The sequence below is a fragment of the Acidimicrobiales bacterium genome, assembly GCA_035316325.1.
Lineage (GTDB): Bacteria > Actinomycetota > Acidimicrobiia > Acidimicrobiales > VFJN01 > DASXTK01.
The window spans coordinates 1-22,533 of sequence record DATHJB010000147.1 but is presented as its reverse complement, the minus strand read 5'-3'; the positions used below and the strand labels follow the sequence as shown (position 1 = coordinate 22,533).

The window sequence follows — 22,533 nt, the reverse complement described above, 5'->3', positions numbered from 1 at the left end:
CGATGGGTGGGTACGACGACGACAGCCTCCGGCCCCGACGGTCGGTGCTCTACATGCCGGGCGCCAACGAGCGGGCGCTCGAGAAGGCCGCCGGGTTGCCGGCCGACGCCCTGATCCTCGACCTGGAGGACGCCGTCGCCCCCGACGCCAAGGCCGAGGCCCGCGACCGGGTGTGCGAGGCGGCCACGTCGGGCCGCTACGGCCACCGCGAGGTCACGATCCGGGCCAACGGCATCGGCACGCCGTGGCACGACGACGACCTGCGGGCCATCGCGTCGGCAGGGCCGGCCGCCGTGGTGGTGCCCAAGGTCGACTCGGCCGACGCCGTCCACGCCATCGAGAAGGCCCTGGAGGCCGGGGGCGCCCCGGACCACACCCGCATCTGGGCGATGCTGGAGACGCCCGTCGCCATGCTGCACGCCGAGGCGGTCGCCGCGGCCTCCGAGCGGGTGTCGGTGCTGGTGATGGGCACCAACGACCTCGCCAAGGAGCTGCAGGCGGCGCACGTCCCCGGACGGGGGCCGCTGCTGACGGGCCTCGGGCTGTGCCTCCTGGCCGCCCGCGCCACCGGCAAGGTGATCCTCGACGGCGTCTACAACGACATCAAGGACCCCGAGGGGTTCGAGGCCGAGTGCGTCCAGGGCCGCGACCTGGGCTTCGACGGCAAGACGCTGATCCACCCGTCGCAGGTCGAGCCGTGCAACCGGGTGTTCGCCCCCGCGCCCGACGACGTCGAGCGGTCGCAGCGCATCATCGACGCCTTCGAGACCGCCACCGCCGAGGGCCGCGGCGTCGTCACCGTCGACGGCCGCATGGTCGAGAACATGCACGTCGACCAGGCCCGCCGCACCCTGGCGCTCGCCGCCGCCATCGCGGAGCTGTCGCCGGGCTAGCTCCGGGGCGGGTCGGCGGCGAGGCCGTCGAGGGCGACACGGGCGAGCGGCAGGTCGACGCCGAGCTCGTGGCCCACCTTCAGCACCAGCAGCAGGTCCTGGGTCCCCACGTCGCGCCCGTGGGCGGTCGTGTCGTGCCAGGACGTGATCGCGTCGCTGTGGCGGACCACCCGGACCAGGTCGTCCAGCGAGATCCCGGCTGCCGCCGCCAGCCGCTGGGCCTCGACCACCGCCGCCCGCGACACGTGGTGGACGAGGTCGCCGGCCAGCTTGGCCCGGGTGCCCGACCCCACCGGCCCGGTGTGGACGAACAGCTCCGCCCACATCCCGAACGGTCCCCGGCAGCGCTCGACGGCCTCGTCGTCGCCGCCGACCATCACCGCCAGCCGCCCTTCACGAGCACCGACGGATCCACCGCTCACCGGGGCGTCGACCACGGCGACCCCGCGGGGCCCGCACAGCTCCGCCAGCCGCTCGGCGGTGGTGGGGTGGATCGTGGAGTGCAGGCCGATGACCAGACCTTCCCGGCGGGCGGCGAGGATCCCGTCGGGCCCGAGCACGACCTCCTTCACCTGCTCGTCGTCGAGCACCATCACGGAGACGACGTCGGCGAGCCCGGCCACGTCGGCGGGCGTCCGGGCCACCTGGGCGCCGCGGTCGGCGAGGATGTCGCGGGCCTCGGCCCGGGCGTCGCACACCACCAGCCCGCCCGGCCACGACACGAGGTGGCTCGCCATCGGCGAGCCCATCTGCCCCAACCCGACGAACCCCACCACGTCCGTGGTCCCCATCCGACGTGCCTCCCAGCGGTCTCGTTCAGGATTGCCTGTAGCCGGGCGGCGGGCGCCATTCGGGCCGGTCACGCAGGGGTGCCTCGGGTTCGACCTCCACCAGGGTGAGGTGCGTCCCCCGCGGCGCCGACACCACCGCCAGCACCGCACCGGCCACGCCCTCCGGCGACAGGTAGCCACCGTGGCGCAGCAGGCCGTGGCGCTTCCACTCCTTCAGCACGACCTCGATGGTCTCCTCCGACCAGGTCCAGCCCTGCTCGCTGGCGGTCGGCCCGGGCCGGACGATCGACGCCCGCACGCCGGTGCCCTCCAGCTCCAGCTGCAGCGCCCGGGCCAGGCCCTCGAGGCCCCACTTCGAGGTGACGTACGACGCCATCCGGGGCCGGGGGACGCGGGTCACGTCGGAGGTCACGAACACCACGTCGCCCCGCTGCCGCTCGATCATCTTCGGCACCACCAGCGACACCAGCCGCTGGGCGGCCAGCAGGTTCACCGACAGCTGGGCGGCGAAGTCGTCGGGCGCGGTCTCGGCGGCGTTGCTGGCGAGCACGTCGCCGGCGTTCGACACCAGGACGTCGATCGGACCGAACGCCGCGGCCCGGGTGACGAACGCGGCGACGGAGTCGGCGTCGCCCACGTCGAGCCGCACGGCGAGGGCGCTGCCCCCGGCCTCCCGGATCTCCTCGGCCACCTGCTCGCACCGCTCGAGCCGTCTCGCCCCGAGCACCACAGGGTGCCCCGCTCCTGCGAGCGCCCGGGCCGTCGCCTCCCCGATCCCCGACGACGCCCCGGTCACCACCGCGTGCCGTCGACTCATCGCTGCCGGACAGTACTGCCCCGCCGCCCAGGTCGCCCGAGTCGCCCGAGCCACGGCGCCGGTAGCCTCGCAGCCGCAACCGACCGGACGAGACACGGGGGGCGACCTTGGGAGCGACGACCAACCACAGGTCGGTCGAGGCATGACGGCGACCGAGGAGCCCGGCGACGAGCTGGCGCCGGCGGGGATGCCGCTCGGCAGCGTCATGACGTGGCTCGCCGAGCAGGCGCCGGCGGCACCGATCGTCACCTGCGACGGGACGACCGTGACGCGGGCCGACATGGAGGCCTGGGCCAACCGGCTGGCGCGGGTGTACCAGCAGCACGGCGTGACGCAGGGCGACATGGTGACCATCGCCCTCGGCAACAGCGCCGACTTCGTGGCCGCCGCCCTGGCGACGTGGAAGCTCGGGGCCATCCCGCAGCCGGTGTCGTCGAAGCTGCCGCTGCGGGAGCGCCAGGCCATCGTCGAGCTGGCCGACAGCCGCATCGTGGTCGGCATCGAGCCGGGCGAGCACGGTGAGCACGGCGAGCGGGTCTGCATCCCGACCGGCTTCGTCCCCGACCCGGGCATCGACGCCACGCCGCTCGACGAGGTGGTCTCGCCGTCGTGGAAGGCCCCGACCTCCGGCGGCAGCACCGGACGCCCCAAGCTGATCGTGGCCGGCCAGCCCGGCCGCTTCGACCACCTGGCGCTCCAGCTGTTCGGCATCGCCGCCGGCAAGGGCCAGCTGGTGCCCGGGCCGCTCTACCACAACGCCCCGTTCCTGTTCGCGTCGCTCGGCGTGTTGGCCGGCCAGCACGTGGTCCTCCTGCCCCGCTTCGACGCCACCGCCGCGCTCGACGCGATCGAACGCCACCGGGTCGACATCGTGAACCTGGTGCCCACGATGATGAGCCGCATCCTCCGGACGATCGAGGCTGCCGAGCAGACCGGCGGCCGGACCTACGACCTCGGCTCGCTCCGCCGCGTGTGGCACATGGCCGCGCCCTGTCCCGAGTGGCTCAAGCGGGCGTGGATCGACCTGATCGGCCCCGAGAAGCTGTTCGAGCTGTACGGCGGCACCGAGGCACAGGCGGCGACGGTCATCGACGGCACCCAGTGGCTGGAGCACCCCGGGTCGGTGGGCAAGCCCGTGACCGGCGAGATGGTGGTCCTCGGCCCCGATGGCGAGGCGCTCCCCGCTGGCGAGGTCGGCGAGATCTACATGCGGACCAAGGGCGGCAGCTCCACCTACCGCTACATCGGCGCCGAAACCGAGCGCCGCGGCAGCTGGGAGTCGATCGGCGACATGGGCCGGATGGACGACGAGGGGTTCGTCTACCTCACCGACCGCCGCAAGGACCTGATCCTCTCCGGCGGAGCCAACGTGTACCCGGCCGAGGTGGAGGGTGCCCTGCTCGAGCATCCCGCGGTGGAGTCGTGCGCCGTGATCGGCCTGCCGGACGACGACCTGGGCCAGGTGGTGCACGCGGTGGTGCACCTGGTGGGCGATGCCGGCGAGGAGGAGCTGCGTGCGCACCTGGCCGAGCGGCTGGTGCGCTACAAGCAGCCGCGCTCATGGGAGCTCACCTCCGAACCCGTGCGGGACGACGCCGGGAAGGTGCGTCGCTCCGCCCTGGCCGGTGACCGAGCCGGCGGCCAGGTCACGACGGCCGACCCGGCAGGACACGGCTGACCCAGCCGCTGGCGAGACGCCGCAACCGGCGCGTGCGGTGGTCGCGCACCCCCGTGGCCAGCCGGCTGCGGGCGGCCGCGGCCATCATCTCCTGACGGCGCTCTTCGGCGAGGTAGTGCTCCATCGGGTGTTCCGTCATGCGGTTGATCATGAGGTCACGGTACGGAATGATGAGGACAGGAACGGTCCGCATCTCCTGGATAAATGACAGACGTGAAAGTTTCCTCGTCGGGGCGGCTGCTGGAGCTGCTGTCGCTGCTCCAGTCCCGACCCCGGTGGACCGCGGAGGAGCTCGCCGAGCGCCTCCGGGTCACCCCGCGCACCGTCCGCCGCGACGTCACCCGCCTGCGTGAGCTGGGCTATCCCGTCGAAGCCGACCCCGGTCCCCTCGGCGGCTACCAGCTCGGCTCGGGTGGCGAGCTGCCGCCCCTGCTGCTCACCGACGACGAGGCCGTCGCCGTCGCCACCGGCCTCCGGGCGGCCGCCACCGGCAACCTCGGCGGCTCCGAGGACGCAGCGGTCGCCGCGCTGGCCAAGCTCGAGCAGATGCTCCCCGCCCGCCTGCGCGAGCGGGTCCAGTCGCTGGCCGGCACCACCCTCCTCATCGGCAACGCCAACCGCGGCCCCAACCCCGGCGTCAGCCCCGACGTGCTGCTCACCCTGGCCCAGGGCTGCCGCCTCCCCGAGCGCCTGCGCTTCGGCTACACCGACCGCTCCGACAACGTCACCGCCCGCCGCGTCGAGCCCTTCCGGCTGGTGAGCACCAACCGCCGCTGGTACCTGGTCGCCTACGACCTCGACCGCCAGGCCTGGCGCACGTTCCGGGTCGACCGCCTGCGCGACCCGGAGCTCACCGGCCACCGCTTCGTCCGCAGCGAGGAGCCCGACGCGGCCGGCATGGTCACCGAGGGCATCGCGGTCGCGGGCTACGAGTGGCAGGCCGAGGTGCTGCTCCTGGTCGAGCCGGACGTCGCCGCCGAGTCGGTGAGCCCGTTGGCCGGGCAGCTCGAGCCCGCCGAGGGCGGCACCCTGCTGCGCACCGGCGCCGACGACCTCGACTGGATCGCCCGCTACCTGGCCTCGCTCCCGTTCGGCTTCGAGATCATCCACCCGCCGCAGCTCCGCAAGGAGGTCCGCAGCCTGGCCCGCCGCCTGCTCCGCGTCCCCTGAGGGGTGACGAACGCCGGGTACGGTGCCAGCCATGGGAGCCAAGTCCGCAGGCGTCATGGTGGAGGCCGCCGGCCGTGAGGTGAAGATCACCAGTCCCGACAAGGTGTTCTTCAGCGCCACCGGCGAGACCAAGCTCGACCTCGCCCACTACTACGTGGCCGTCGAGGAGCCGCTGATGCGGGCCATGGGCGGCCGGCCGGTGCTGATGCAGCGCTTCCCGAACGGCGCCGGCGGGCCGAACTTCTTCCAGAAGCGGGTGCCCCAGAACGCCCCCGACTGGCTGCAGACCACCCTCGTCCAGACGGTGAACGGCACGCCGTCGAACGCCATGGTCGCCGCCGACGTCGCCCACGTCCTGTGGGCCGTCAACCTCGGCTGCCTGGGCTTCCACGTGTGGCCCTTCACCGCCGCCGACGACGCGCACAACGACGAGCTGCGCCTCGACCTCGACCCCCAGCCCGGCGTCGGCTTCCCGGAGGCGGTCAGGGCGGCCCACGTGCTGAAGGAGCTGCTCGACGAGCTGGGCATCGAGTCGCACCCCAAGACCACCGGCAACCGGGGCCTGCACGTGTACGTCCGCCTGCAGCCCCGCTGGGACGCCTACCAGGTGCGCGCGGCCGCCGTCGCGGTCGCCCGCGAGCTGGAGCGCCGCCGCCCCGACCTGCTCACCGCCGCCTGGTGGAAGGAGGAGCGGGGCGCCCGCATCTTCGTCGACTACAACCAGAACGCCCCCCACAAGACGGTGTTCGGGGCGTGGTCGGTGCGGTCGAAGGCCAACGCCCAGGTGTCGACGCCGCTCGCCTGGGAGGAGCTCGACCTGGTCGACCCGAAGGAGCTGCGGCTCGGCACCGTCCCCGCCCGCGTCGCCGCCTCGGGCGACCCTTGGGAGACGATCGGCGAGAAGCCGCAGTCGATCGAGCCGCTGCTGGAGATGTCCGAGCGCGACATGGCCAACGGCCTGCAGGACGCCCCCTGGCCGCCGGTGTACCCGAAGATGCCCAACGAGCCCGACCGCGTCGCCCCCAGCCGGGCCCGCAAGGAAGACTGACCAGCCTTACGCCTTAAGTGTCATAGGGGCTCGGTAGCGTCGCCGACGATGACTGCTGCACGACCCATCACGTTCGGGGCGTTCGTGCCCCAAGGTTGGAAGACCGAGTTGATCGGCATCGACGGCGCCGAGGCCCAGTGGGCCAAGACCGTCGAGATCGCCAAGCTGGCCGAGGCCCTCGGCTACGACTCGATCTGGGTGTACGACCACTTCCACAACGTCCCCCGCCCGGTCCACGAGGCGGTGTTCGAGTGCTGGACCACGCTGGCCGCGCTCAGCCAGCAGACCACCAGGGTGCGGCTCGGCCAGATGGTCGGCTGCGCCACCTACCGGAACCCGGGCCTGCTGGCGAAGATCACGTCGAACATCGACGTGATCAGCGGCGGCCGGCTCGACTGGGGCATCGGCGCCGGCTGGTACGACCACGAGTACCAGGGCTACGGCTACGAGTTCATGCCCGCCAAGGACCGCATCCGGGTGCTGCGGGAGACGGTCGAGATCGTGAAGTCGATGTGGACCGAGGCCGACACCAGCTACGAGGGGCGGTTCTTCACGCTCGACGGCGCCCAGTGCGACCCGAAGCCCCTGCAGGACCCGCACCCGCCCATCCTCATCGGCGGCAGCGGCGAGCAGCTCACGCTCCGGGTGGTGGCCCGGCTGGCCGACCGGTCGAACTTCGGCGGCAACCCCGAGGAGTTCACCCACAAGGCCGAGGTGCTGCAGCGCCACTGCGACGACGTCGGTCGCGACTACGACGACATCGAGAAGACCTGGTCGCCCGAGGTGTTCGTCCGGGAGACCGAGGAGGAGCTGAGGGCGGTCGGCGGGTCGACGTTCGGCGAGCCGTTCGACACCTGGCAGGCCGGCAACCTGGTGGGCACGCCCGAGCAGGTGGTCGAGAAGATCGGCCGGTACGTCGACCTGGGCGCCACCAGCTTCATCCCCTGGCACCGCGACTACCCCGGCACCGAGACGCTGACCCTGTTCGCCGAGCAGGTCATCCCCGCCTTCCGGTAGACCAGGGCCCCGGTTGGGCGCTCCCGACCACGGGAAGCGTCACATCGCCCCTGACGATCGGAGCCTTCCAATGGTCCAACCCATTCCCGACAACTATCCCCGGGTCAGCCCTTACCTGCGGGTCGACGGTGGCGCCGCCGCCATCGACTTCTACACGTCGGTGTTCGGCTTCACCGAGCGAGGCCGCATGCCCGGCCCCGACGGCCGCCTCGGGCACGCCGAGCTGGAGCTGGGCGACTCACTGGTCATGCTGGCCGACGAGTTCCCCGAGATGGGCCAGGTCGGCCCGCAGAAGATCGGCGGCTCGCCGGTGACGATCAGCATCTACGTCGAGGACGTCGACGCCGTCGTGGCCAAGGCCGTCGATGCCGGCGCCACCGTCGTCGCGCCGGCCGAGGACCAGTTCTACGGCGACCGCCTGGGCGTCGTCCAGGACCCGTTCGGCCACAACTGGAGCGTCGCGTCGCACATCGAGGACGTGTCGCCCGAGGAGATGGAGCGGCGGGCCGCCGAGACGATGGGCGGCGGCTGACCAAAGGTTGGCGGGAATCGTCAGAACCTTGACATTGCCGCCAAGCGATTCGACGAGCACGATGGTGTGCGTGCGCACCGTCGTGTTCGTCGCCATGGACGAGTTCCAGCTGCTGGACCTGGCCGGCCCGCTCGACGTGGTGCGCGCCGCCACGCTGCTCGGCGCCGACCCGCCCTACGAGGCCGTCGTCGCCACGCCCGGCGGGCGGCCGGTGCGGGCCGAGAGCGGGCTGCTGGTGTCGGCCGACACGTCGGTGCACGCCCTCGCCGCCGGCGACCGGGCCGTCGACACGCTGGTCGTCGTCGGCGGGGTCGGCGCCCGGGGCCTGGTCCGCGACGAGGCGCTGCTCGACGACCTGCGGCTGATCGCCGGCCGCGCCCGTCGCACCACCGCCGTCTGCACGGGCGCCATCCTCCTCGCCGCCGCCGGCCTGCTCGACGGCTTCACCGCCACCACCCACTGGGCCTACTGCGACGAGCTGCGGCGGACGTCGGAGGCCGTCGACGTGCTGCCCGACCGCATCTACGTGCACGACCGCGACCGCTGGACGTCGGCGGGCGTCACCGCCGGCATCGACCTGTTCCTCGCCCTGGTGGAGGACGACAGCGGCGCCGAGATCGCCCACGCCATCGCCGGCTGGCTGGTGGTGTTCGTGCGGCGGCCCGGCGGGCAGGCCCAGTTCAGCGCCCAGCTCCGCACCCAGCCCGCCCGCACCCCTGCCATCGAGGGCGTCCAGCGCTGGCTGCCCGACCACCTGGCCGAGGACCTCAGCGTCGACACCCTGGCCGGGCGGGCGGGGATGAGCAGCCGCAGCTTCGCCCGCACGTTCGTCGCCGAGACCGGCACCACACCCGCCGCCTACGTGGAGGAGCTGCGGGTCGAGGCGGCCCGCCGGCTGCTGGAGGGCAGCGACCTCACGGTGGAGACCGTCGCCAAGGCCGTCGGCTTCCGCCGCGCCGAGACCCTCTACCGGGCGTTCCGTCGCCGGGTCGCCACCACCCCGGACCGCTACCGCCAGCACTTCGCGCGCTCGAGCGCGTGAGGGACCTCGCAACCAGGAAGGACACCGTGATGCAGATCGCGATCGGCCTCTACCCCGAGTTCACGGCGCTCGACGCCATCGGCCCCTACCAGGTCTTCACCAACCTCCCGGGCGCCGAGGTGGTGCTGTGCACGGCCGAGACCGGCCGCCTCGGCGACGACAACGGCCTGCTCCACCTCGACATCGAGCACAGCTTCGCCGACGTGCCCCGCCCCGACGTGCTGCTCGTGCCCGGGGGCACCATCACCCGCAAGCTGGCGGTGGACGGCAACCCGGTCGTCGAGTGGGTCCGGGCGGCGCACCCCCACACCACCTGGACGACCTCGGTGTGCACCGGGGCGCTGCTGCTGGGCGCCGCCGGTGTGTTGGAGGGGCTCGACGCCACCACCCACTGGTGCGCCTACGACCACCTGCGTCGCTTCGGCGCCAACCCCGTGGAGCAGCGGGTGGTGATCCAGGGCAAGGTCGTGACCGGAGCGGGCGTGTCCGCCGGCATCGACCTGGCGCTCACGCTGGTCGGCGAGATGGCCGGCCCGGAGGTGGCCCAGGCGATCCAGCTCGGCATCGAGTACGACCCCCAGCCCCCGTTCGACGCCGGCGCCCCGTCCAAGGCCCCCGCCCCGATCTACGACCTGGTCGCCGAGATCATGAGGGCAGAGGAAGCCGAGGTGATGGCCCGGTAGCAGCCGGTCCCCGCCGGGACGATCGACGTCGGTGCGACGCCGGGCGACCGCTTCGGTCACCGGGCGCCGCACCGACTGCTGCGGTCAGTCCGTCGGGCCCGAACCGGCGGCGGCGGGCGACTCCGGCTCGCAGGCGATCTCCTCGGGGGTGGTCGCCGCGTCGGCCGACACGGAGTCGGTGCCCTGGTCGGCAGCGACGACGTCATCCTGACCGTCGGCGACCGCCTCCTCGTCGGGGCACGCCTCGCCGGTGAGGATGTCGACGACGACCTCCCGCATGGCGGGTGCCCAGCCGACGGCGGCCGGCGGGTCCTCGGGCAGCTCCGGGGCGGGCGGGACCGTGGTGGTGGGGGTGGGCTCGTCGGGCACGGTCGTGGTGGTGTCCGGCTCGACCGGCACGGTGGTCGAGGTGGTCGTCGGCGGCACCATCGTGGTGGTCGTCGGGGCCGGAGCCGGGGCCGGAGCCGGGGCCGTCGGCGGCGTGGTCGGAGCCGGAGCCGGGGGCCGGGGCGACGACGGGGTGCGGGCCGGGGGCGGCACCGGCAGGTCGGGCAGCGGCTCGATCCTGCCCGTCTCGTACATCTGCGCCAGGCTCAGCACCACCCGCACGTACTCGTCGGCGTTGTTGTAACGCCGCACGGCCGACGCCCGGCCCATGGTGCTGTCGAGGTCGGCGCTGCCGGCGCACAGGTAGGCCCCGGCGCCCTGGGCGGCGTCGAAGATGTTGTTCGGGTCGGCGCGGCCGTCGTCGTTGGCGTCCTGGCCCACCGACCGCCACGTCGACGGGATGAACTGCATCGGGCCCACCGCCCGGTCGTAGGTGGTGTCGCCGTCGAGCTCGCCGCCGTCGGTGTCCCGGATGAGCGCAACGTTGGGCCGCCCGTCGAGCGGGATGCCCAGGATGGGCCTGGTGCCGTAGCCGTCCTCCCGGAGCTGGGCGCCGCCGAAGCGACCGTGGTTCGACTCGACCCGGCCGATGGCCGCCAGCAAGCTCCAGCGCAGGCCGCACTGCGGATCGCCGTCGGCCTGGACGTCGGCGCCGTCGTTGTAGGCCTCGATGGCCACCTCGGGGATGCCGCTCTCCCCCAGCTCCTCGACCACCCCGGCGCTCCCCAACACCTCTTCGACCTCGTCGGACACCTCCTCGTCGCTGACGGGGACGTCCTCGAGCAGCTCGTCGTCCTCGAAGGCGGCGAGCTCCAGCTCCATCTCGGCGATGTCGTCCTCCTGGAACGGGAGGGAGCCGCCCAGCTCCGACGTGTCGGCCGCGTCGTCCGCCGAGCCGGACGAGCCGCCGAGCATCCCGGTGCGACTCGTGGTGATGCTGCCGGCCAGCGCCGCGGCCACCGCCAGCAGCACCGCCGACGCCCGCCGCCCGACGCCGAGCCGGGCCAGCCGCCCCTTGGACCCCTCGGACGCCGACGCCGGTACGTGCTCGTCGCCCGCTGCGTTCTCCTGCTTGCCTCGCCTGCTCCACATCTCCGTCGGCTCCCCGTGCGTGGTTCGTCGGGGGAGGTTCGGGGCGAGCAGCTACCCCGGATGACTAGCCGACGAGGGTCAGCACGTCGCCCAGACCGGTGAGCCGCAGCAGGCGGGTCAGGTGGGGCGAGGCCGCCACGCCGAACCGGACGTCGGCGGCGCCCGCCTCGGTCTGCAGCGACAGCAGGGCTCGGAGGCCCATGGAGTCGACGAAGTCGAGGCCCGCGCCGTCGATCTCGAGCACCTCGACCGCGCCCGCCAGGTGGTGACGCACCTCGTCGACCACCGCGGCGGTGCCGGCCATGTCGAGCTCGCCGACCAGCGTGACCACCACCCGGGGGCCGGTGCGACGGCTCGTCACCCGGAGCACGGTGGGGCGCGCGGCGTCGAGGTCGTGGTGGTCGGGGTCACCTTCCGGACGCATGGCTCAGTGGACCTTAACCGGGGCGCCCCAGCTCTGCGTGGGGGACGATCCCGGTGCCCCGGGGGCTCCGGCTCCCGCACTCTGGGCCCAGCGATCACCTCCGATCGTTCGACCGCTGGGAGCCACCTGATGTCCTCGCAAGCACTCGATGCCGCCGCGCTCGCGGCCGCCACGCCGCCGGAGCGCGACCGGGTGGTCGACTTCGTGCGGGTCGCCGCGGTGGGCGTGGTGGTCGTGGGCCACTGGCTGCTGGCCGCCGTCACCTGGGACGCCGATGGCCTCCACGGCCGCAACCTGCTCGGCGTCGTCGGTTGGAGCCACTGGCTGACGTGGGTGTTCCAGGTGATGCCGCTGGTGTTCGTGGCCGGCGGCGCCGCCAACGCCGCCAGCTGGACCTCCAGCCAGCGCCGCGGCACGTCCTACGCCGACTGGCTGCAGGGCCGACTCCGCCGGCTCGTCCGCCCCGCCGCGGTGCTGGTGGCGGTGTGGACCGTCGGTCTGGCGCTCGCCCAGGCGGCCGGGGCCGACAGCGACAGCCTGCACGCCGCAGCTCGCCTCATCGTGATGCCGTTGTGGTTCCTGGCGGTGTACGTGCCGGTGGTGGCGGTGACGCCGCTGTCGCTGGCCGCCCGCCGCCGCTGGGGCCTGCGCAGCGCCGCCGTCCTGCTGGCCCTGGTCGCCGCCGCCGACGTGGCCGTGCTGCAGGGTCACGACTGGGTCGGCTGGACGTCGTACGCCTGGGTCTGGCTGCTGGCCCACGAGCTGGGCTTCTGGTGGCGGGAGACCCGCCTCGACCGTCGCACGTCGGCGCTCCTCACCGCGGCCGGGCTGGGGGCGCTGGCGCTGCTCACCGCGGTGGGCGGCTACCCGGTGTCGATGGTGGGCGTGCCCGGTGAGCGCACCAACACCAGCCCGCCCAGCCTGGCGCTGGTCGCCCTGGCCGTCGCCCACTTCGGCGTGCTGTCGCTCCTGCGGCCCCGCCTGGAGCGCTGGCTGGAGCGTCCGCAGGTGTGGCGCCGGGTCGTCGTCGCCAACGGCATGGTGATGACCGCCTACCTGTGGCACATGACGGCGCTGGCCGCCGGCGTGGTGGGCCTGCTGGCGACCGGCTGGTTCCCCCAGGACGACCCCGGCTCCGGTACCTGGTGGGCCTGGCGCCCGGCGTGGATCGCGGCGCTCGGGCTGATCCTCGTCCCGCTGCTCCTCCTGTTCGCCCGGATCGAGGCCCGCCCACCTGCGCCCACCCGCCAGCGTCGCCCCAGCGCCCGCCGGACGCTCGCCACTCCCGCGGCCGCCGGCCTGGCGACCGTGCTGTCGGCCGCCTTCGTCCACCTCGCCCTGGCCGGCCTCCCGGTCCTCTAGAGCCGAGGTGTCAGTGCTCCAGCACCAGCCGCAGGAACTCGCGGGTCCTCGCCTCCCGGGGCTCCGCGAGCACCTGGTCGGGCGGGCCCTCCTCGGCGATCACGCCCTGGTCGACGAACAGCACCCGGTCCGACACCCGCCGGGCGAACCCCATCTCGTGGGTGACCACCAGCATGGTCATGCCCTCCTCGGCCAGCGACCGCATCACGTCGAGCACCTCGCCCACCAGCTCGGGGTCGAGGGCGCTGGTGACCTCGTCGAACAGCATCATGTCGGGCTGCATGCACAGCGACCGGGCGATCGCCACACGCTGCTGCTGGCCGCCGCTGAGGTGCGCCGGGTAGGCGTCCTGCTTCTCGGCCAGGCCGACCCGGGCCAGCATCTCCCGGGCGAGCTCCTCGGCCTCGCCGGCGGGGCGGCGCAGCACCCGGCGCTGGGCGATCGTGAGGTTGCGCAGCACGGTGAGGTGCGGGAACAGGTTGAACTGCTGGAACACCATGCCGATGCGGCGGCGCACCGCGTCGACGTCGACGTCGGGGTCGGTGATGTCGACGCCCTCGATGAGCACCCGACCCGACGTCGGCTCCTCCAGTCGGTTCACGCAGCGCAGCAGCGTCGACTTGCCCGACCCCGAGGCGCCGATGATGCACACCACCTCGCCGAGCGGCACGGTGAGGTCGACGCCGCGCAGCACCTCGTTGTCGCCGAAGCTCTTGCGCAGCTCGTGGATCTCGATGGCCGGCGCTCCCGGCTGGATCTCCACGTCGCCGCCGACGTCGACACCGTCGACACTGAGGTCCGTGCCGACGTCCGTGCTGTCGTCCGTGCTCATCGGGCCCGCCTCCCCCGCCGCTCCAGGTACGCGGCGACCCGGGTGAGCGGGATCGTGAGCATCAGGTAGAGGAACCCGGCCACCACCAGTGGCGTGGTGTTGGCGCTCGAGCTCACGCCGTCGCGGCCGAACTTGGTGAGCTCCTCGGTGGCCTCCGTGGTGCCCAGGGCCGCCAGCAGCGCCGTGTCCTTCAGCAGCATCACCAGCTCGTTGGTGAGCGGCGGGATGATGATGCGGAACGCCTGGGGGATCACGATCGACACCATCGCCCGGGTGTGGCTCATGCCGAGCGACCGCGCCGCCTCCATCTGCCCCTTGGGCACCGCCTCGATGCCGGCCCGGATGGTCTCCGCCATGTACGCCGCGGAGACGACGGCGAGCGCGAGGCTCCCGGCGCCGTAGGTGAACGGGATGCGGACGTCGAGCGCGATCGGCATGCCGAAGCCGATGAACAGGATCGTCAGCAGTGCCGGCAGGCCCCGGAAGATCTCGATGTAGACGCTGGCGAACCAGCGGTAGGGCTTCAGCGACGACAGCCGCATCAGCGCCAGCAGCAGCCCCATCACCAGCCCGCCGCTGAAGCCGAACACCGTGAAGATCAGGGTGTTGCGGGCCGCCTGGGTGACGATGTCGGGGAACTGCTCCCGCGCCAGGTCCAGGTCGAACATCGTCTCGCCGACCTTGGCCCAGTCGATCCGGGCGACCAGGAACGCCAGCAGCGCCAGCGTGGCGAGGTAGAGCGCCCAGCGTCGCAGCCGGGCGCTCTGACGTCTCGTCATCTCGTCCCTACGAGCTGGGAGCCTCGCCGAACCATTCGGCGTAGATCTCGTCGTAGGTGCCGTCGTCGCGCAGGGCCTGGAGCTGCTCGTTCACGTCGTCGATCAGCTCGGTGTTGTCCAGGTCGGCGGCGAAGCCGTACTGCTCGTCGGTCGGGTAGGTCTCGACCACCACGAAGGCGTCGTTCTGGGTGGCCCGGTAGCCGTTGACCGGCAGGTCCTGCAGCAGGGCGGCGACGTCGCCGGACTCGAGCGCCAGGAACATGGCCGACGAGTCGGGGAAGCCCTTCACCTCGGCGCCCTCGGGCTTGTTCTCGTTGGCGTAGGTCTCGCCGGTGGTGCCGGACTGCACGCCGATGGTCTCGCCGGCGAGGTCTTCGAGGGTGGCGAAGGTCTCCTCGTTCTCGGTCAGCACCATCAGCGACTGCTCGGCGTCGAAGTAGGGGTCCGAGAACAGGGCCAGCTCGGCGCGCTCGGGCGTGATCGTCATGGCCGACGCCACGATGTCGCAGGTGCCGGCCTGCGGGGCCAGCCAGATGCCCTCGAAGTCCTGGTCGGTGACCTCGATGTCCTGGTCCATGCCGTCGGCGATCGCCCGCAGCAGCTCGATGTCGAAGCCGGTCTGCTCGCCGTCCTCGCCCTCGAACTCGAACGGCTCGTACGGCGTGTCGGAGCACACGGTGAGGGTGCCCCGCTCCTCCGGCGTCGGCTCGGCCCCGCTGTCGTCGCCGCTGGTGGCGTCGGAGTCGTCGTCACCGCACGCCGCCAGCAGCAGTGTCACTGCACCGAGCGTGCAGAAAAGTCTCCTGGATCGTGAAATCCGCATTTGCTGTCGCTCTCCTCTGTCGCATCCCCAGCGGTGTAGCCCGGCACTCTATGCATTCGAATGCCAGTTCGCCGCGCCAGCGACCAGGCGGTTAACACCCCGTTCACCCTGCGGTTGCGGCTAAGCAGGGACGGATGGTGGACCGAAGCCTGACCCTGCGCCAACTCAACCGAGCAACGCTGGATCGCCAGATCCTAGTGCAACGAAAGGCCATCTCGGTGCCCGAGGTGATCGAGCGGCTCGGCGGGTTGCAGGCCCAGGCGGCGCCGGCGCCGTACGTCGGGCTGTGGACGCGGATCGCTGATTTCACACGGGAAGACCTGGCATCGATGATCGCCGACCGGTCGGTGGTCAAGGCCGCCTGGATCCGGGGCACGCTGCACCTCGTCACCGCCGCCGACTACGTGCGCCACCGAGCGACGCTGCAACCCATGCTGACCGCCGGCTTCGAGTCGATCGCCAAGCGGCGGGGGCCGGCGGTCGACGTGGCCGCCGTGGTGGCGGAGGCCCGGGAGTACTTCGCCGAGTCGCCGCGGACGTTCGCCGAGCTCAGCGCCTGGCTCACGTCGCGCTACCCCGACGCCGACGTCGGCCCGCTCCGCCACGCCGTCCGCATGCACCTGCCCATCGTCCAGGTGCCGGTGGAGGGCGGGTGGAGCTACCCGAGCAAGCCGCAGTTCACGCTGGCCGACGCGTGGCTCGGGGCGGAGGTGGCCGTGTCGCCGTCACCCGACTCTGCGGTCGACGACCTCGTGCGGCGGTACCTGCGGGCGTTCGGTCCGGCCGGGGTGACCGACGTGCAGACGTGGGCCGGCCTGCCGGGGCCGGTGCTGAAGTCGGCGATCGCTCGGCTAAGGCCGGAGCTGGTCGCCTACCAGGACGAGGGGCGCACCGAGCTGTTCGACCTGGCGGAGCTCTCCCTGCCCGACGCCGATGCCCCCGTGCCGCCCCGCTTCCTGCCCGAGTACGACAACGTGCTGCTGTCGCACCGCAAGCGCACCCGCATCGTGGCCGACGAGCACCGCAAGCAGGTGTACCTGCCGGGCCTCCGGGTGGCCGCCACGATCCTGGTCGACGGCTTCGTCGCCGGGACGTGGAAGGCGACGTTGGCTCGCGGCGAGGCGACGCTGGAGGTCGCCCCCTTCGGCCGGCTGACGAAGGCCGACCGCGAGCTCCTGGCCACGGAGGCCGAGGAGCTGGTGCGGTTCGTGGAGCCGGCGGCCAAGTCGTACGCGGTCCGCGTGTGACCCCGGCCGCGGTCAGCCGCCCGGGCTGCTGACCGGCTGGTCCGGGTCGCGGGCCGGCGGCACGGCGGGCTCTCCCGGCTCGACCTGACCCGGGTCGGCGGGCAGCGGCTCGACCTGGCCCGGGTCGGCGGGCAGCGGCTCGACCTGGTCCGAGTCGGTGGGCGGCAGCTCGACTTGGCCCGGCTCGGTCGGCAGCGGCTCGGCTTGGCCCGGGTCGGCGGGCGGCGGCTCCAGGAGGTCGTCCTCGACGGCGCCGATGACGGGGTTGGAGTCGTCGTCGGCGGTGAACTGGTAGCCGGGCACCAGGTAGGTGCCGCTGCCGTCCCACGACGACTCCCACACCAGCACCACCTCGGCGTCGGTGACCGCCACCTCGGGCGGCGCCGGGGGCACCGTGGTCTCCGGCGGCAGCGGCGTCTCGGGCGGTGGCTCGATGGTGACGTCCGGCGGCGGCGCGGTCTCCGGTACCGGCTCGACCTGCGTCGTGTCCGGCGGAAGGGCGGTCTCCGGGACGGGCTCGACGGGCGGCGTCAGGACCGGGAGGTCGTCGCCCGGGTCGCTCGCGGGCGCCGACGAGGTCGGGGCGGGGGCGACGGTCTGCGTGTCGACCGCCACCCCCGGCTCGTCCAGCGCCGGCTCCCGGGCGGCGGCTGCGGGCAGGTCGACCGCCGGGCCCACGTAGGTCCGCTGGTCGTTGAGCCGCTTCAGCGCCTCGGTGGTGTCGAGCAGCGGGTAGTCGCCCAGCTTCTCCGGCGTGGCCAGGTAGCCGGAGGCCGACACGACCCGGCCCTCGTCGCCCACGCCGACGTACATCGCGAGGCCCGGCGCCCGCAGCCCGCCCACCCGGGGCTCCACCGACACGAACCACTCGGTGACGCCGTCGTCGATCGTCACCTCGGCGCCCTCGATGTCGGCGCCCGTGGACTCCAGCAGGTCCAGGGCGATGGTGCGCGCCTCGTCGGACGAGGGCAGGTTCGCCGGTCGGACCGGCTCGGGCGGCACCGGCTCCTCGCACTTCAGGATGTCGATCTCCGCAGTCAGGGAGCCGTCGGGCCCGGCGCTGCCGGTCGAGCCGGCGTTCCCGGACGAGCCGCCGCCGTCGGCCGGGACGGGGTCGATCGTCGGGCAGTCCAGCGGGGCCGGCAGCACCGCCGGCTCGCGGCCGTCGGACGTGGCCGTGTCGTCGCCCGCCGCCGGGTCGGTCCAGGCGGTCGGGTAGATCGACCAGCCACCCTCGGGGCCGTAGACGTCGAGGGCCAGCTTCCCGTCCTCGACGTGCCACGAACCGCCGGACTCGGTGGGCTCGCCGTCGATGCCCAGGGACTCGGCCAGGCGCTGCACGGCGGCACGGTCGGGCGCGGCGTCGAGGCGGTACACCGGCGCCTCGCCACCCAGCTCCGGCAGCCCCTCGCCCGGGACGTAGGTGCCCGCGGGCAGGATCGACAGCTCGGCTTCGACGCCGGGGGCCGCTGTGGCCGCACGGTCGTCCGCCGCGTCGCCCTCGGCGCCCACTCCCGCACCGATGGGCAGCGTCGGCAGGTCGGCGTCGTCGCTCCCGCTGTCACGTCCGGCGACGAGGACGAGCGCGAGCGCCACCACGCCCAGGCCGGCCGCGGCGAGCCACAGAGTCATGCGTTGTCTCACGACCGGTACGACGAACCGCACGACCGCCGCGGTTCCCGGTTTCCCTCGGTTTTCGCCCCGTTTCGCCCGGTTGCTACTGGGGGCAGACCTGGATGAGGCGGCTGTACGGGTTCACGGCGCCGCCACCGTTGGGGTGGTACTCGAAGTGGAGGTGGGGGGCGTTGTCCGGGGCGTTGCCCGACACGCCGACCCGGCCGATGAGCGTGCCGGCCGCCACCCACCCGACGCCCTGGTTCTCGTAGGCCGACAGGTGGGCGCCGTAGTACATGTGGCCGTCGTCGGCGTAGAGGTGGAAGCTCAGGCCGCCGAGCGAGTTGGAGCTGTGCACCACCCGTCCGTCGGACGGGGCGACCACCGCGGTGCCTGTCGCGGCCATCATGTCGGTGCCCTTGTGGGCGCGGCCGCCCGAGCGGGACGCGCCCCAGGTGTCGACGAAGTGCATCGAGCCTTCCAGCGGGCACTGGAACCCGCCCTCACGGGTACGGCGCTGCTGCTCGGCCAGGGCGGCGGCGGCCTCGCGCTCGGACTCCGCCCGCTCGATCTCGTCGAGCTTCTGCGCCAGCTCGGCCTTCACTGACTGCATGTGGGCTGCGGCCTCACCGCCCTGGGCGGCGAACCGGGCCGCGGCATCGGGGTCGGCCAGCCAGGCCCGGATGTCGGTGATGAACTGGGCTTCCTGGCTGACGGCGGCCTGCAGGTCCTCGAGCGCGGCCTCGGCCTCCACGCGGGCGGTGTCGGCCTCGGCGGCGACGTCCTCCTGGTGGGCCTTCTGCTCCTCGAGGTCACTGCGGGCCGTGGTGATCTCGGCGAGCTTGGCGGCGTCCTCGTCGGCGCGCATGTCGAGGATCGCCTGCTTGATGGTGGCGTCGGCCACCGACTCGGCGGTGAGCGCCTCGATGGCGGTCTCCGACGGCGGGTTCAGGAAGCGGGTCACGATCACCGAGTCGCTCGCCGTCGTCAGGTCGTCGATCTTGCCCTGGGTCACCTGGATGGCGGCGTCGGCCGCGGCCAGCGTCTCCAGCTTGCCGCGGACGGCCAGCTCGGCGGCGTCGAGCTGCTGGAGCTGGCGGCCGACGTTGGCCTGCATCTCGTCGAGCGCACCGGTGAGGGCGACCGCGTCGCCGTCGGCCACGTCGACGTCGATGGCGAGGATGGCGTCGTCGGTGCCGTTGGCGACGTCGTCGGACGGCTCCTCCTGGAGGGGGCCGGCGCCGCTTGCTCCGGGCGCCACGGCGGCGACCGCGGCGACGCACACCGCCACTGCGGCTGCACCAGCAACGATCCGACGCCGTCGGCGCGCACGCCCGGCGAAAACCTTCCGCACCACCGCCCTGCCCTCCCTCGGTGCCCTCGCTGCCAGATGCCCTCTCCCCACCGACGGCATCGACATCGGATCGTCATACTACGCACAGTCGACTGGCCGTAGTGGGCACCCCTGCGGGCCTGATAGACGAAGCGCAGGCTATGAACGTTCTCCGGCTCCCCGATCCGTGCGTCGTGGTGCTCGTGGGCGCCTCGGGTTCCGGTAAGTCCCACTGGGCCACGGCCCAGTTCGGCAGCGACGAACGTCGCGTCGTGTCGTCGGACGGGCTGCGGGCGGTGGTCGGGCAGGGCGAGCACGACCTGCGGGCCAGCAAGGACGCCTTCGACGTGCTGGAGCTGATCGTCGAGCGCCGCTGCCGTCGCAAGCTCACCACGGTGGTCGACACGACCGGCCTCGACGCCGGGTGGCGCTCTCGCTGGCTCGCGCTGGCCCGCCGCAACGGCCTGCCGGCCCACGTCGTCGTGTTCACGACGCCCGACAAGGTGTGCCGCGCCCGCAACAAGCAGCGCTCCCGGCCCGTCCCCTCGAAGACGCTGACCGGCCAGCTGCAAGCCGTCGCCGAGGTCGGTCCCGCCCTGGCGGCCGAAGATTGGGACGGCATCCACTCGGCGGCCGAGGTGACGGGCGTGGCGCTCGTCCCGCCCTCGCTGCTCGACGCCCCCGCCGCCGCCCGACGACAGCAGGAGAACCCCATGCCGCTCGACTTCGGCCTCCAGATCTCCCGGTTCAACTGGCCCGGCGGGCCCGCCGAGACAGCGGAGCGGCTGGCGTCGGTGGCCGCCGAGGCCGAGGAAGCCGGCTTCACCAGCATCTGGGTGATGGACCACTTCCTGCAGATCCCGGTGGTCGGCCGGGAGTGGGAGGACATGCTCGAGTCGTTCACGACGCTCGGCTTCCTGGCCGGTCGGACCACGACCGCCCGCCTCGGCACGCTGGTGACCGGCGTGACGTACCGGAACATCGCCCACCTGGCGAAGATCGTCGCCACGCTCGACGTGCTGTCGGGCGGAAGGGCGATGTGCGGCATCGGGGCGGCGTGGTTCGAGCGGGAGCACACGCTCTACGGGTGGGACTTCCCGCCGGTCGGGCGGCGTTACGAGCTGTTGGAGGATGCGCTGGAGCTGCTGCCACTGATGTGGGGCCCGGGCAGCCCGGCGTTCAAGGGGCGGACCATCGACGTGCCGGAGGCGATCTGCTACCCGCGGCCGCTGCAGTCGCACGTGCCGATCTGGGTGGGCGGCTCGGGTGAGCGGCGGACCCTGCGGCTGGTCGCCCGCCACGCCGACGGCTGCAACCTCTTCGGCGACGCCGCCACCGTCCGCCACAAGGTGTCGGTGCTGCACCGGCACTGCGCCGACGCCGACCGTGACCCGTCCGAGATCCGGGTCAGCCACCTGTCGACGGCGTCGGTCGTCGCCACCGAGGCGGAGCGCCCCCACGCCGACGCCGGCACCGTCGAGGAGCAGACCGGCCGCTACCGCGAGCTCGCGGAGGCCGGCGTACAGACCGCCATCGTCAGCATCCCCGACCTCGGCACGAACCCCGAGGCCCTCCCCCGCTTCGCCGAGGTGATCACCGCGTTCCGACATCCGCCTACTCCCTCGGTGAGGTGAAGAGGTCGGGTGGTCGTCCGGGTGGTCGGCTTTGGATGACGTGTCCGGTGGGTGTGGTGATCTTGTAGGTGTCGTCGGGGAGGAGTTTGGTGTGCCATCCGGGTTGGTGGACGAGGTGGTGATGGCGGGAGCATTCCAGGATCAGGTTGCCGAGCTCGGTGGGTCCGCCGCGGTTCCAGTGTTCGACGTGGTGGGCTTCGCACCATTGCGGTGGCCGGTCGCAGTCACCGAAACGGCAGTGCCGATCGCGTGCCACGAGGGCGTTGAGGAGGCTGGCGGGGATGGTGCGGGTGGTGGTGCCGTAGTCGAGGATGCTGGAGCGTCCTTCGGTGACGACTCGGTGGACTCCGGCGTCACACGCCAATCGCAGGATGGTGGCAGAGTCCACCATGGTGCCGTCGGGTAGCCAGCCGGTGGCTTCGTCGTCGGCGTCGATGTCGTCGAGGTCGAGGAACACGTTGAGATGCGGCCGGTGCCGGCCCCCGCGGTGGGTCTGTTGGTGGTCGAGGAAGTACCGCAGGATGTCGACCAACGCGTCGGCCCGCCGCTCCGCCGGCGACCGCTCCGGCTCCCCCTCCACATCGTCAGTGGACGCCAACCGCAAGGCGGTCTCGGTGATCGCCCCGGCTTCGGGGTCGAAGGATCCGGAGAGCTCCCGGCGGCCGTTCATCGTCCGCGACACATGGAGGTGCCGTTCGGGCCGCGCGGGCTCTGGGTCGGTGGGATCGACCAGCGAGTCCTTCGCCGCCTGCGCCCAGGCCTGCATCGCCGTGGCCACATCACCTACCGGCATCGCGGCGAGGGTTGGGACGAGGTCGGCCTCGGCCCACGCGAACAACGGGGTGATGGCGTCGTTGAGGTTCACGACGATGGCTTGCACCTGTCCCGTCGACAGGGTCCCGTTCCGGTACGCCTCGGCGAGCACCGGCAGATCACTCAGCCGCCGCGCTGTCCGCGCCATCACATGAGCGTCCCGGTCGCTGCGACCGGTCGACTTGAGCCATGCGGTCATGTTCACCGCACCGGAGTCGCGCCAGGCCTCGGCGCGGTCGAAGTCGCCCACTGCGGTGGTGACGGTGGCGTGCAGTTGATCGAGCAGACCCAGGCAGTCGGTCAACGCAACGGCGTCGACGGGGATGACGAGCTCCCGGATCGCCGCCGCCAGTGTGTCTCTGACCTTCTCGAACATACCTCGCATCGTACATGTGTTCCCCTCCCATAACCACCATTTTCTTGCCCACCAACAATCCCGCACGCGTAATCTGACGCCATGTCAGATCCGGCGCTGGTGGTGGAGCGGGACGGGCACGTGGTCACGCTCACGTTGAACCGTCC

General features: G+C 72.7%; 22 protein-coding genes. 11 read left to right on the top strand and 11 right to left on the bottom strand.

The features are described 5' to 3' along the window. The first annotated feature begins 2 nt into the window (after positions 1 to 2). Complete coding sequence (locus VK611_19275) at positions 3 to 893, top strand: CoA ester lyase (GenBank protein ID HMG43481.1); 891 nt, start codon at positions 3 to 5, stop codon at positions 891 to 893. Here the strand turns inward: VK611_19275 and VK611_19270 are convergent. Beyond that, positions 890 to 1,684 (bottom strand): NAD(P)-dependent oxidoreductase, encoded by a 795-nt coding sequence (locus VK611_19270; protein HMG43480.1) that lies wholly within the window; start codon positions 1,682 to 1,684, stop codon positions 890 to 892. The genes VK611_19275 and VK611_19270 overlap by 4 nt on opposite strands. 25 nt (positions 1,685 to 1,709) lie before the next feature. Next, entirely contained in the window at positions 1,710 to 2,501 is a 792-nt protein-coding gene (locus VK611_19265) for an SDR family oxidoreductase (protein HMG43479.1), read from the bottom strand. Positions 2,502 to 2,643: 142 nt separating this feature from the next. On the opposite strand from VK611_19265, the gene VK611_19260 reads away from it, so the two are divergent. Further along, positions 2,644 to 4,179 carry an AMP-binding protein gene (locus VK611_19260; GenBank protein ID HMG43478.1) on the top strand — a complete coding sequence of 512 codons (1,536 nt, stop codon included), beginning with the start codon at positions 2,644 to 2,646 and terminating at the stop codon, positions 4,177 to 4,179. On the opposite strand, the gene VK611_19255 is transcribed toward VK611_19260, so the two are convergent. Beyond that, positions 4,148 to 4,330, bottom strand: coding sequence for a hypothetical protein (locus tag VK611_19255; GenBank protein HMG43477.1), 183 nt, complete (start codon positions 4,328 to 4,330; stop codon positions 4,148 to 4,150). The genes VK611_19260 and VK611_19255 overlap by 32 nt on opposite strands. 53 nt (positions 4,331 to 4,383) lie before the next feature. Here VK611_19255 and VK611_19250 point away from each other — a divergent pair, with 53 nt between their 5' ends. From VK611_19250 to VK611_19225, 6 genes are all read left to right on the top strand, one after another. Then, positions 4,384 to 5,349 carry a YafY family protein gene (locus tag VK611_19250; GenBank protein HMG43476.1) on the top strand — a complete coding sequence of 322 codons (966 nt, stop codon included), beginning with the start codon at positions 4,384 to 4,386 and terminating at the stop codon, positions 5,347 to 5,349. 31 nt (positions 5,350 to 5,380) lie between these two features. Continuing rightward, on the top strand, positions 5,381 to 6,397 hold the full coding sequence (gene ligD / locus VK611_19245) for a non-homologous end-joining DNA ligase (GenBank protein ID HMG43475.1): 1,017 nt from the start codon (positions 5,381 to 5,383) through the stop codon (positions 6,395 to 6,397). A gap of 48 nt (positions 6,398 to 6,445) precedes the next feature. Continuing rightward, the gene (locus tag VK611_19240; protein ID HMG43474.1) at positions 6,446 to 7,414 is read left to right on the top strand and encodes an LLM class F420-dependent oxidoreductase; all 969 of its coding nucleotides are present in this window, start codon (positions 6,446 to 6,448) and stop codon (positions 7,412 to 7,414) included. Between the two features lie 70 nt (positions 7,415 to 7,484). Further along, positions 7,485 to 7,946, top strand: a complete 462-nt coding sequence (locus VK611_19235; GenBank protein ID HMG43473.1) for a VOC family protein — start codon at positions 7,485 to 7,487, stop codon at positions 7,944 to 7,946. Positions 7,947 to 8,016: 70 nt separating this feature from the next. Then, positions 8,017 to 8,988, top strand: a complete 972-nt coding sequence (locus VK611_19230) for a DJ-1/PfpI family protein (protein ID HMG43472.1) — start codon at positions 8,017 to 8,019, stop codon at positions 8,986 to 8,988. A gap of 29 nt (positions 8,989 to 9,017) precedes the next feature. Further along, the gene (locus VK611_19225; GenBank protein ID HMG43471.1) at positions 9,018 to 9,671 is read left to right on the top strand and encodes a DJ-1/PfpI family protein; all 654 of its coding nucleotides are present in this window, start codon (positions 9,018 to 9,020) and stop codon (positions 9,669 to 9,671) included. 84 nt (positions 9,672 to 9,755) lie between these two features. Here the strand turns inward: VK611_19225 and VK611_19220 are convergent, their stop codons facing one another. Both VK611_19220 and VK611_19215 read right to left on the bottom strand, forming a co-directional pair. Further along, entirely contained in the window at positions 9,756 to 11,150 is a 1,395-nt protein-coding gene (locus VK611_19220) for a lytic transglycosylase domain-containing protein (GenBank protein ID HMG43470.1), read from the bottom strand. A 64-nt stretch (positions 11,151 to 11,214) separates the two neighbouring features. Further along, positions 11,215 to 11,574, bottom strand: coding sequence for an STAS domain-containing protein (locus VK611_19215; GenBank protein ID HMG43469.1), 360 nt, complete (start codon positions 11,572 to 11,574; stop codon positions 11,215 to 11,217). A gap of 129 nt (positions 11,575 to 11,703) precedes the next feature. Here VK611_19215 and VK611_19210 point away from each other — a divergent pair, with 129 nt between their 5' ends. After that, positions 11,704 to 12,936: an acyltransferase family protein gene (locus VK611_19210; protein ID HMG43468.1), complete on the top strand. Its 1,233-nt coding sequence runs from the start codon at positions 11,704 to 11,706 to the stop codon at positions 12,934 to 12,936. A 10-nt stretch (positions 12,937 to 12,946) separates the two neighbouring features. Here the strand turns inward: VK611_19210 and VK611_19205 are convergent, their stop codons facing one another. From VK611_19205 to VK611_19195, 3 genes are read right to left on the bottom strand one after another with little or no spacing between them, the layout of a single operon-like run. Beyond that, positions 12,947 to 13,768: an amino acid ABC transporter ATP-binding protein gene (locus VK611_19205; protein ID HMG43467.1), complete on the bottom strand. Its 822-nt coding sequence runs from the start codon at positions 13,766 to 13,768 to the stop codon at positions 12,947 to 12,949. Next, positions 13,765 to 14,547, bottom strand: a complete 783-nt coding sequence (locus tag VK611_19200; protein ID HMG43466.1) for an amino acid ABC transporter permease — start codon at positions 14,545 to 14,547, stop codon at positions 13,765 to 13,767. Before VK611_19200 ends, VK611_19205 begins: the two co-directional genes overlap by 4 nt. A gap of 7 nt (positions 14,548 to 14,554) precedes the next feature. Then, positions 14,555 to 15,325 (bottom strand): basic amino acid ABC transporter substrate-binding protein, encoded by a 771-nt coding sequence (locus VK611_19195; protein ID HMG43465.1) that lies wholly within the window; start codon positions 15,323 to 15,325, stop codon positions 14,555 to 14,557. A gap of 263 nt (positions 15,326 to 15,588) precedes the next feature. Here VK611_19195 and VK611_19190 point away from each other — a divergent pair, with 263 nt between their 5' ends. Beyond that, positions 15,589 to 16,617: a winged helix DNA-binding domain-containing protein gene (locus VK611_19190; GenBank protein HMG43464.1), complete on the top strand. Its 1,029-nt coding sequence runs from the start codon at positions 15,589 to 15,591 to the stop codon at positions 16,615 to 16,617. A gap of 12 nt (positions 16,618 to 16,629) precedes the next feature. Here the strand turns inward: VK611_19190 and VK611_19185 are convergent, their stop codons facing one another. Beyond that, complete coding sequence (locus VK611_19185; protein ID HMG43463.1) at positions 16,630 to 18,249, bottom strand: hypothetical protein; 1,620 nt, start codon at positions 18,247 to 18,249, stop codon at positions 16,630 to 16,632. A gap of 85 nt (positions 18,250 to 18,334) precedes the next feature. Next, complete coding sequence (locus VK611_19180) at positions 18,335 to 19,522, bottom strand: peptidoglycan DD-metalloendopeptidase family protein (GenBank protein HMG43462.1); 1,188 nt, start codon at positions 19,520 to 19,522, stop codon at positions 18,335 to 18,337. 203 nt (positions 19,523 to 19,725) lie between these two features. Between VK611_19180 and VK611_19175 the strand changes: the two genes are divergently transcribed. After that, entirely contained in the window at positions 19,726 to 21,198 is a 1,473-nt protein-coding gene (locus tag VK611_19175; GenBank protein HMG43461.1) for a TIGR03560 family F420-dependent LLM class oxidoreductase, read from the top strand. Here VK611_19175 and VK611_19170 read toward each other — a convergent pair. After that, on the bottom strand, positions 21,179 to 22,387 hold the full coding sequence (locus tag VK611_19170; protein HMG43460.1) for a DUF222 domain-containing protein: 1,209 nt from the start codon (positions 22,385 to 22,387) through the stop codon (positions 21,179 to 21,181). The two genes, VK611_19175 and VK611_19170, sit on opposite strands and share 20 nt — an antisense overlap. Between the last annotated feature and the right edge of the window lie 146 nt (positions 22,388 to 22,533).

What these genes read in the sequence shown, in the direction of transcription:
- VK611_19275 (HMG43481.1), top strand. Translation starts at nt 3, where the DNA reads ATGGGTGGGTACGACGACGACAGCCTCCGGCCCCGACGGTCGGTGCTC.
- VK611_19270 (HMG43480.1), bottom strand. Translation starts at nt 1,684, where the DNA reads ATGGGGACCACGGACGTGGTGGGGTTCGTCGGGTTGGGGCAGATGGGC.
- VK611_19265 (HMG43479.1), bottom strand. Translation starts at nt 2,501, where the DNA reads ATGAGTCGACGGCACGCGGTGGTGACCGGGGCGTCGTCGGGGATCGGG.
- VK611_19260 (HMG43478.1), top strand. Translation starts at nt 2,644, where the DNA reads ATGACGGCGACCGAGGAGCCCGGCGACGAGCTGGCGCCGGCGGGGATG.
- VK611_19255 (HMG43477.1), bottom strand. Translation starts at nt 4,330, where the DNA reads ATGATCAACCGCATGACGGAACACCCGATGGAGCACTACCTCGCCGAA.
- VK611_19250 (HMG43476.1), top strand. Translation starts at nt 4,384, where the DNA reads ATGACAGACGTGAAAGTTTCCTCGTCGGGGCGGCTGCTGGAGCTGCTG.
- ligD (HMG43475.1), top strand. Translation starts at nt 5,381, where the DNA reads ATGGGAGCCAAGTCCGCAGGCGTCATGGTGGAGGCCGCCGGCCGTGAG.
- VK611_19240 (HMG43474.1), top strand. Translation starts at nt 6,446, where the DNA reads ATGACTGCTGCACGACCCATCACGTTCGGGGCGTTCGTGCCCCAAGGT.
- VK611_19235 (HMG43473.1), top strand. Translation starts at nt 7,485, where the DNA reads ATGGTCCAACCCATTCCCGACAACTATCCCCGGGTCAGCCCTTACCTG.
- VK611_19225 (HMG43471.1), top strand. Translation starts at nt 9,018, where the DNA reads ATGCAGATCGCGATCGGCCTCTACCCCGAGTTCACGGCGCTCGACGCC.
- VK611_19220 (HMG43470.1), bottom strand. Translation starts at nt 11,150, where the DNA reads ATGTGGAGCAGGCGAGGCAAGCAGGAGAACGCAGCGGGCGACGAGCAC.
- VK611_19215 (HMG43469.1), bottom strand. Translation starts at nt 11,574, where the DNA reads ATGCGTCCGGAAGGTGACCCCGACCACCACGACCTCGACGCCGCGCGC.
- VK611_19210 (HMG43468.1), top strand. Translation starts at nt 11,704, where the DNA reads ATGTCCTCGCAAGCACTCGATGCCGCCGCGCTCGCGGCCGCCACGCCG.
- VK611_19205 (HMG43467.1), bottom strand. Translation starts at nt 13,768, where the DNA reads ATGAGCACGGACGACAGCACGGACGTCGGCACGGACCTCAGTGTCGAC.
- VK611_19200 (HMG43466.1), bottom strand. Translation starts at nt 14,547, where the DNA reads ATGACGAGACGTCAGAGCGCCCGGCTGCGACGCTGGGCGCTCTACCTC.
- VK611_19185 (HMG43463.1), bottom strand. Translation starts at nt 18,249, where the DNA reads ATGACTCTGTGGCTCGCCGCGGCCGGCCTGGGCGTGGTGGCGCTCGCG.
- VK611_19175 (HMG43461.1), top strand. Translation starts at nt 19,726, where the DNA reads ATGAACGTTCTCCGGCTCCCCGATCCGTGCGTCGTGGTGCTCGTGGGC.
- VK611_19170 (HMG43460.1), bottom strand. Translation starts at nt 22,387, where the DNA reads ATGTTCGAGAAGGTCAGAGACACACTGGCGGCGGCGATCCGGGAGCTC.